Genomic DNA, 6,937 nt, shown 5'->3' on the forward strand with positions numbered 1-6,937 from the left:
CGCCCGGCCGCGGCCGGCTCGGGCATCCGGACGGGCGCGTGACGCCGTTCCAGGGCGGCCGGGTGACCGGCCGCATCCCGCGCACGGCGACGCTGCGGCCGACCGTCGTCCCGCTGGAGTGGGAGCGGATGGGCGATCCGCCGACCCGTCGCCCGGTCCGCGAGCTGGGCAACGGCCCGACCGACCTCGCCCTCCTCGCCTCCGCGCTCGACCGCGCCGCCCGCTCGGTCGACGCCGCTCCGGTCGCCCCGCTCACCCCCGCGAGCCATGCCTGACGGCACGTCACGAGCCCATCACGATCCCCTGTTCGACCCGGAAGGCGGTATTGCGGGCCCCTGGCCCCCGGCGTAGACCTGTTGCGCACGGGACGAGCACGCGCACAGGAGAGACGGGGCAGGAATGCGTACAACTCTTCGGACACGCACAACTCTTCGTACACATAGGACTCTTCAGACTCCTCGTACACGCCGTCGTACACGCAGAGCCGCACTGACGATCACCGCCCTCACCACCGCCGCCGCCCTCGGCCTCGCCGGCTGCAGCGACGACGGCGGCAAGGACCCCGGCTCCGGAGGCGCGACGAAGGGCGGCACGTCGGACCTCTCCCTCCCCTCCCTCAAGGGCGAGAAGATCGAGGTCGCGGCCGTCTGGACCGGCCCCGAGCAGGAGAACTTCACCAAGGTCCTGGACGAGTTCGAGAAGCGGACCGGCGCGGACGTCACCTTCGTCCCGGCGCAGGACCCGATCGTCAACTTCCTCGGCACGAAGATCGCCGGCGGCAGCCCGCCGGACGTCGCGATGCTCCCGCAGGTCGGGGCGCTCCAACAGGCCGTGGAGAAGAAGTGGGCCAAGCCCGTGAGCCGCGAGGCCATGCTCCAGCTGGACAAGAACTACGCCAAGGTCTGGCGGCAGCTCGGCGCCGTCGGCTCCACCCAGTACGGCGTGTACTTCAAGGCTGCCAACAAGTCCCTGATCTGGTACAACGCCAAAGTCTTCGAGAACGCGGGCGCCCAGGAGCCGAAGACCTGGAAGGACTTCCTGGCCACTGCGGAGACGATCTCCGCCTCCGGTGTCACTCCCGTCTCGGTGGGTGGCGCGGACGGCTGGACCCTCACAGACTGGTTCGAGAACATCTATCTCTCGCAGGCAGGCCCGGAGAAGTACGATCTGCTGGCCCAGCACGAGATCAAGTGGACTGACCCGTCCGTCAAGCAAGCCCTGACCACACTCGCCGAACTCTTCGGCAAGCCGCACCTGATCGCGGGGGGCACGGACGGCGCTCTCCAGACGGAGTTCCCGAAGTCGGTCACCCAGACCTTCACCGGTGGTGACCAGCCCAAGGGCGCGATGGTCTTCGAGGGAGACTTCGTCGCGGTCAACATCGCGCAGACCAAGGCGAAGATCGGCACAGACGCCAAGGTCTTCCCGTTCCCGGCGGCGGGCGCGGACGCCCCGGTCGTGTCCGGCGGAGACGTGGCCGTGGCGCTGAAGGACTCGAAGGGCGCCCAGGCACTGCTGACGTTCCTGGCGTCGCCGGACGCGGCACGGATCTGGGCCGAGCAGGGCGGGTTCATCTCTCCCAACCAGTCACTGGACTTCGGGGCGTACCCGGACGATGTGCAGCGCGACATCGCCAAGGCCCTGATCGCAGCGGGCGACGACACAACTCCGGGCGGGGCGCTCCGCTTCGACATGTCCGACCAGGCTCCGGCCTCGTTCGGCGGCACGCCCGGGAAGGGCGAGTGGAAGGCGCTCCAGGACTTCCTGAAGAACCCGAAGGACGTCGCGGGGACCCAGGCGCGCCTGGAGTCCGACGCGGCCAAGGCGTACAAGAGCTGAGCCGGGGCCGACGATGTCCTCGTCCCGGCGCACTCCGCATCCGAACAAGAGCGTGACCGGCACCCGCAGGGCCGTCGCGGCGGGCTTCCTGCTCCCCGCACTGGTCCTGCTGGGCGCGCTCGTGGTCTATCCGATCGGGTACTCGGTCCAGCGCTCCTTCTTCGACAAGTCCGGTGACTCCTTCGCCGGACTCGCCAACTACGTCGAGCTGTTCACCGACGACACCATCCTCACCGCGGTGAAGAACAACGCGATCTGGGTGGTGTTCGCCCCGGCCGTGGCCACCGCCCTCGGCCTGATCTTCGCGGTGCTGACCGAACGGGTGCGCTGGGGCACGGCGTTCAAGCTGGTCGTCTTCATGCCCATGGCGATCTCGATGCTGGCCGCGGGCATCATCTTCCGGCTGGTGTACGAGCAGGATCCGGACCGCGGCGTCGCCAACGCGGTCTGGGTGGGTGTGCACGACACGTTCGCCGAGTCCTCCGTCTTTCCCAAGGCCCGGCCGCTGCCGGTCCATCCGCTGAAGGGGTCGGGTGAGGGCGGGTACGTGACGAAGAACCCGGTCCGTGCGGGCGAGCCGGCCCGGCTGCCGCTGGTCGGCGTACCGCCCGCGCAGATGCCCGAGGACGCCCGGCCGGCCGCCGAGCCCGCGCCGCGGCCGGGCGGGATCACCGGCACGGCGTGGCTGGACTTCACCCGGGGCGGCGGCGGCAAGCCCAACGTCGTCGACGCGCAGGAGCTGGGGCTCAAGGGACTGCGCGTCGAGGCGGTGAAGGACGGGAAGGTCGTCGCCTCGACGACGGCCGGCGCGGACGGGTCGTTCAGCCTGCCGGCGGCGGCCGACGGGGCGCTGTTGCGGCTGCCGGAGAGCAACTTCCGGGAGCAGTACAACGGCGTGCACTGGCTGGGCCCTTCGCTGGTCACCCCCGCCGTCATCGGCAGTTACGTGTGGATGTGGGCCGGCTTCGCGATGGTGCTGATCGCGGCGGGCCTGGCGGCGGTGCCGCGCGAACTGCTGGAAGCGGCGCGGGTCGACGGGGCCAACGAGTGGCAGGTCTTCCGCCGGGTCACGGTGCCGCTGCTCGCGCCGGTGCTCGCGGTGGTCCTGGTGACGCTGATGATCAACGTGCTGAAGGTCTTCGACCTGGTGTTCATCATCGCGCCCGGCTCGGCACAGGACGACGCGAACGTGCTGGCGCTCCAGCTCTACCGCTCGTCCTTCGGCACGGACGCGGACCTGGGCGTGGGCTCGGCGATCGCGGTGCTGCTGCTGTTGCTGGTGATTCCGGTGATGGCCTTCAACATCCGCCGGATGCGAAGGGAGGCGCGGCGATGAGTGCGGAGACAGGCACGGCGGCACGCAAGGCGACGAGCACGGCGACGAGCACGGCGACGAGCGCGCCCGAGAAGTCGTGGGCGTCGCGGATCGCGGCGCGGACGGCGGGCGGGGCGGTACGGGTCGTCCTCGTCCTCGTCGGGCTGTTCTGGCTGATGCCGACGATCGGACTGCTGCTGTCCTCGCTGCGCGACCCGTCCGACATCGCGTCGAGCGGCTGGTGGCGGGTCTTCACCGCGCCGGCGGAGCTGACCGGCGCGAACTACGCCGAGCTGCTCGGCGACGACCGGATCACCGACTCCCTCCTGTCCACCGTCCTGATCACCGTCCCGGCGACGGTGCTGGTCGTGGTGATCGGCTCGCTCGCCGGGTACGCCTTCGCCTGGCTGGACTTCCCGGGCCGCGACTGGTGGTTCCTGGCGGTCGTGGCGCTGCTCGTGGTGCCGGTGCAGGTGGCGCTGGTGCCGGTGTCCAAGCTCTTCGGCACGCTCGGCATCTTCGAGACGACGCTCGGGGTGGTGCTGTTCCACACCGCGTTCGGCCTGCCCTTCGCGATCTTCCTGCTGCGCAACTTCTTCGCGGAGATCCCGCGCGAACTGCTGGAAGCGGCACGGCTCGACGGGGCGGGCGAGGTGCGGCTGTTCACCCGGGTGGTGCTGCCGCTGGGCGGGCCGGCGATCGCCTCGCTCGGCATCTTCCAGTTCCTGTGGGTCTGGAACGACATGCTGGTCGCACTGATCTTCGCGGACTCGGAGTCGCCGCCGATCACGGTGGCGCTGCAGCAGCAGGTCCGGCAGTTCGGCAACAACATCGACGTGCTCGCGCCGGGCGCGTTCGTGTCGATGGTGATCCCGCTGGTGGTCTTCTTCGCGTTCCAGCGGCAGTTCGTGTCCGGGGTGATGGCGGGCGCGGTGAAGTAGGCGGAGTAGCGGGAGCAGGGGGTACGCGGCCGAGCCGGGACGCCGGATCGGCCGCGTACGTGCCCCGTACGTGCCCCGCACGCGCCCCACACGTGCCCCGTACGCCCCCGCACGCGCCCCGCACGCGCCGATCCGTCGGTACCCAGCTACGCCGTCAGCGCCGCCACCGCCGAGCGCGCGAGGTCGTCCAGGTACCCGGCCGGGAGCTCGCCGCGGACGACGACCAGCCGCCAGTACAGCGGCCCGACGACGAGGTCGAGAGCGCGGTCCGGGTCCGCGCCCTCCGGCAGCTCCCCGCGGGCCACGGCCTCGCGCACCACCTGGGCCACCACGCCCTGCTGGGCGTCGAGCAGGGCGGCCTTGATCGCGTCGGAGATCTCCGGGTTCCGGGCCGCCTCCACCAGCAGGTCCGGGATGACCTGCGAGGCCACGGGGTGGCGCAGCGCGTGCGCCGCGACCTCCAGGAGCGCGCGGACGTCCCCGTACAGCGAACCGGTCCCGGGCGCGGGCAGGCCCTGCACGGCGACGGCCCCGACGAGGTCGAGGACGAGCGAGAGCTTGGACTTCCAGCGCCGGTAGACGGCGGTCTTCCCGACGCCCGCCCGGCGCGCGATGCCCTCGATCGACATCCGCGCGAAGCCGACCGCGGCCAGCTCCTCGAAGACGGCGGCGCGGATGGCGTCGGTCACGTCCTCCCGCAGCACGGCGGCGCCGGCGGGGGCGCGGCGAGGGGTTCCGGGGCCGGGGGCTGAGGTCATGCACAGGATGATAGCCACGGTCACGTCACGACGAGACGGTTGCGTTCCGACGTGGAAGCGTCCTACGCTCCACGTAGCGACGATACGGACCCGTCCCAACGCACCACCCACCACGTTCCCAACGCACCAGCTTCCGCGCACAGAGCCGTCCCCATCGCCGAGCTGTCACAGCTGCCCACCCGGCACGCCACGCGCCGTCGAGCGAAAGCGACCCCGTGACCCTCATCGACACCAAGCCCGCGCCCCCCGCGCAGGCGCCCCCGCCCCCCGCCGAGGACCTCCGCGCCCTCGCCCTGCGGCACGGCCTGACCGTGAGCGGGGCCCGGCCGGGCCTGCCCGGGTACGTCCGGCAGCTCTGGTCGCGCCGGCACTTCATCGCCGCGTTCGCGACCGCCCGGCTGACCGCCCAGTACAGCCAGGCACGGCTGGGCCAGCTCTGGCAGCTGATGACCCCGCTGCTCAACGCGGCGGTGTACTTCTTGATCTTCGGCGTGATCATGAACGTCCGGCACGACGTCCCGGACTACGTCCCCTTCCTCCTGACCGGCGTCTTCGTCTGGACCTTCACCGCCCAGTCGATCCTCACCGGCACCCGCGCGATCAGCGGCAACCTCGGCCTGGTCCGCGCGCTGCACTTCCCGCGCGCGAGCCTGCCGATCGCACTGGCGCTGCAACAGCTCCAGCAGCTGCTCTTCTCGATGGGCGCGCTCGTCGTCATCCTGTGCTGCTTCGGCGAGTTCCCCGACCGGACCTGGCTGCTCGCCGTCCCGGCGCTGGCGCTGCAGGCGCTGTTCAACACCGGCCTGTCCCTGGTGATGGCCCGGCTCGCCGCCCGGACGCCGGACGTCGCACAGCTCATGCCGTTCGTGCTGCGGACCTGGATGTACGCCTCGGGCGTGATGTGGTCGCTGCCCCACCTCGCGGGATCGGGCCGGCTGCCGGACGCGGTGGTCACCGCCCTGCAGTGGAACCCCGCGGCGCTCTTCATCGACCTCGTCCGCTACGCCCTGGTGGACAGCTTCACCGCGGCGCAGCTGCCGGCGCACGCCTGGCCGCTGGCGGCAGGCTGGGCGCTGCTCGCCTTCGTGGGCGGGTTCTTGTACTTCTGGCAGGCGGAGGAGACGTACGGCCGTGGCTGACACTCGGCGCGAGGAGCGCATCCCCACCGTCGTCGTGGACGACGCGCACATCACGTACACCGTCCAGGGCGGCGGCGCCCCGAAGGGCGGCGCGGTATCCGCGCTGAGCCGGGTCCTGTCGCGACGGCGGGCCGCGGGCGGCGGCGCGCGGAAGGTGCACGCGGTCAAGGGCGTGAGCTTCGCCGCGTACCGGGGCGAGGCGATCGGCCTGATCGGCTCGAACGGCTCCGGCAAGTCCACGCTGCTCAGGGCGGTCGCCGGGCTGCTCCCGGTGAACCGGGGCAGCATCTACACCCAGGGCCAGCCCGCCCTGCTCGGCGTGAACGCGGCGCTGATGAACGACCTCACCGGCGAGCGGAACGTGATCCTCGGCGGGCTCGCGATGGGGATGACCCGCGCCGAGATCGCCGCGCGGTACCAGGAGATCGTGGACTTCTCGGGGATCAACGAGAAGGACGACGCGATCTCCCGGCCGATGCGCACGTACTCCTCCGGCATGGGCGCCCGGCTGCGCTTCTCCATCGCGGCGGCCAGGTCCCACGACGTCCTGCTGATCGACGAGGCGCTGTCGACGGGCGACGCGAAGTTCCGCAGCCGCAGCCAGGAGCGGATCGACGAGCTGCGGGCGGAGGCGGGCACGGTGTTCCTGGTCAGCCACAGCAACTCGACGATCACCCAGACCTGCGACCGCGCGTTGTGGCTGGAGGCGGGCACGCTGCGGATGGACGGCCCGGCGAAGGAGGTGGTGGCGGCGTACGAGGCGTTCACCAAGAAGGCCGCCAACACCGGGAGATAACAGTCAAACCAGACTAAAGTGCGGCGAGATGAGGAACGACCGCGACCATCCGCCCGAGCCGCCCTTCGACCCCCCGGCCGCAGCCGACTCCGGGGGGCCGGCCGCTGACAGCCGCCGGGCCCGATGGGCCGCGCGCACCGGCCGGCGGG

General features: G+C 71.4%; 6 protein-coding genes and 1 pseudogene. 6 read left to right on the forward strand and 1 reads right to left on the reverse strand.

Features of this window, described 5'->3' with window-relative positions; all coding sequences use genetic code 11:
* The 4 genes and pseudogenes from VIU94_RS21360 to VIU94_RS21375 form a co-directional block, all read left to right on the forward strand.
* Positions 1-275: pseudogene (locus VIU94_RS21360) on the forward strand (hypothetical protein); the annotation flags it as partial.
* Positions 276-399: 124 nt separating this feature from the next.
* Positions 400-1,839: an ABC transporter substrate-binding protein gene (locus VIU94_RS21365; protein ID WP_331913446.1), complete on the forward strand. Its 1,440-nt coding sequence runs from the start codon at positions 400-402 to the stop codon at positions 1,837-1,839.
* Between the two features lie 13 nt (positions 1,840-1,852).
* Positions 1,853-3,175 carry a carbohydrate ABC transporter permease gene (locus VIU94_RS21370; RefSeq protein WP_331913447.1) on the forward strand — a complete coding sequence of 441 codons (1,323 nt, stop codon included), beginning with the start codon at positions 1,853-1,855 and terminating at the stop codon, positions 3,173-3,175.
* A complete protein-coding gene (locus VIU94_RS21375; RefSeq protein ID WP_331913448.1) occupies positions 3,172-4,095 on the forward strand; it encodes a carbohydrate ABC transporter permease in 924 nt (307 codons plus the stop codon). The genes VIU94_RS21370 and VIU94_RS21375 overlap by 4 nt, the downstream gene beginning before the upstream one ends.
* A gap of 146 nt (positions 4,096-4,241) precedes the next feature.
* Here VIU94_RS21375 and VIU94_RS21380 read toward each other — a convergent pair whose 3' ends face one another.
* A complete protein-coding gene (locus tag VIU94_RS21380) occupies positions 4,242-4,853 on the reverse strand; it encodes a TetR/AcrR family transcriptional regulator (protein ID WP_331913449.1) in 612 nt (203 codons plus the stop codon).
* 224 nt (positions 4,854-5,077) lie between these two features.
* On the opposite strand from VIU94_RS21380, the gene VIU94_RS21385 reads away from it, so the two are divergent.
* Both VIU94_RS21385 and VIU94_RS21390 read left to right on the forward strand, forming a co-directional pair.
* Complete coding sequence (locus VIU94_RS21385; RefSeq protein WP_414720983.1) at positions 5,078-5,992, forward strand: ABC transporter permease; 915 nt, start codon at positions 5,078-5,080, stop codon at positions 5,990-5,992.
* The gene (locus tag VIU94_RS21390; RefSeq protein ID WP_331913451.1) at positions 5,985-6,788 is read left to right on the forward strand and encodes an ABC transporter ATP-binding protein; all 804 of its coding nucleotides are present in this window, start codon (positions 5,985-5,987) and stop codon (positions 6,786-6,788) included. The genes VIU94_RS21385 and VIU94_RS21390 overlap by 8 nt, the downstream gene beginning before the upstream one ends.
* Positions 6,789-6,937: the final 149 nt, after the last annotated feature.

The sequence above is a fragment of the Streptomyces sp. genome, assembly GCF_036566765.1.
Taxonomy (GTDB): Bacteria; Actinomycetota; Actinomycetes; order Streptomycetales; family Streptomycetaceae; genus Streptomyces.